The organism is Streptomyces zagrosensis (assembly GCF_014203645.1).
Classification (GTDB): Bacteria; Actinomycetota; Actinomycetes; order Streptomycetales; family Streptomycetaceae; genus Streptomyces; species Streptomyces zagrosensis.
The window spans coordinates 1-1,432 of record NZ_JACHJL010000062.1; the positions used below are offsets into that span (position 1 = coordinate 1).

The window sequence follows — 1,432 nt, forward strand, 5'->3', positions numbered from 1 at the left end:
CCAGGAGTCTCAATGACGAAGTCAAGCTGCCTGCGTGACTGGTGGGGCGGAGGTGAAGATCCGTCCGTCACGCAGCAGCGCCCACAGAACGCTCGCCCGTCGGCGGGCAAGAGCGATGACGGCCTGGACGTGTTTGCAGCCCTCGCCGCGCTTCTTGAGGTAGAAGTCCCGGTTAGGCCCCTCGCGGATGATGCTGGTCTGCGCGGACAGGTAGAACACCCGGCGCAGGCGGCGGCTGTAGCGCTTGGGCCGGTGCAGGTTGCCGGTCCGCCGACCGGAGTCGCGTGGGACGGGCACCAGCCCGGCCGCCGACGCCAGGTGGCCGGCATCGGCGTAGGCCGACAGGTCGCCTGCCGCGACGACGAATTCGGCGCCGAGTATCGGGCCCATGCCGGGCAGGGACTCGATGATCTCCGCCTGCGGGTGGCCGCGGAACGTGTCGCGGATCTGCTTGTCGATGCGCTTCAGCCGGTCGTCCAGAGCCAGGATCTGCGCGGCCAGGTCCGCGACGATCTGCGCGGCGACGTCCTCGCCGGGCAGTCCGGTCTGCTGGGCCTGGGCTGCTTCCAGTGCTGTCGCGGCGACCGCGTCGGCGCCGCGCACGCTGCGGTTTGCCAGCCAGGCCGTCAGCCTTGCCCGGCCGCGGCGCCTGATCGCGGCTGGGGTCTGGTAGCCCGTCAGCAGGACGAGCGCGCCCTTCTGCGAGCTGTAGTCGAACGCCCTCTCCAGAGCCGGGAAGATGCCGGTCAGCACGTCGCGGAGCCGGTTGATCAGTCGCACCCGGTCGGCCACCAGATCCGAGCGGTGGGCGGTCAGCAACGCGAGGTCGGCGGCGAGCTGGGCCGGTACGCCGATCGTGGCGAAGTCGTTGCGGTGGCGGGCGGTCTCGGCGATGACGTAGGCGTCGCGGGCATCGGTCTTCGCCTCACCCCGGTAGGCGCCCGACATCCGGTTGACCGTGCGGCCGGGCACGTAGACGGCCCGCTGGCCGTGGGCCGCGAGCAAGGCCAGCAGCAGCGCGGAGGACGTGCCGGAGATGTCCACCGCCCAGTGCACCTGGTCCGCCAGGCCGAGGATCTCGCCGAGCGCGGCCAGGATCGCCGACTCGTCGTTGTCGACCTTCTTCGACCACAGTGTCGCGCCGGTCTCGTCGACCACCGCCGCCCAGTGGTGGCCCTTGCCGGCATCGACACCGGCCCAGACCTGGGCCTTCCGCTCGTTCACTTGCCCCTCCTCGTTCCGCACGACATGCCGTCGGCCCGAGGAACACCCCGCTGTCCGCTCCGTAATCAGCGACCGCACAAGGCGCGCACATCTCAATCAGCAGCCAGGGCGCCCCGGAGAGCCGGACGGCCACTCCTGGGGAGCCACAAACGGCAAGCCACCATCAGCCACATCCGGCCCTCCCGGGCCGCCTAACAACTTACGGAGG

At 70.7% G+C, this 1,432-nt stretch carries 1 protein-coding gene; it reads right to left on the reverse strand.

Features of this window, described 5'->3' with window-relative positions:
* Positions 1-21 precede the first annotated feature (21 nt).
* Entirely contained in the window at positions 22-1,224 is a 1,203-nt protein-coding gene (locus FHS42_RS36015) for an IS110 family RNA-guided transposase (protein ID WP_184580589.1), read from the reverse strand.
* Between the last annotated feature and the right edge of the window lie 208 nt (positions 1,225-1,432).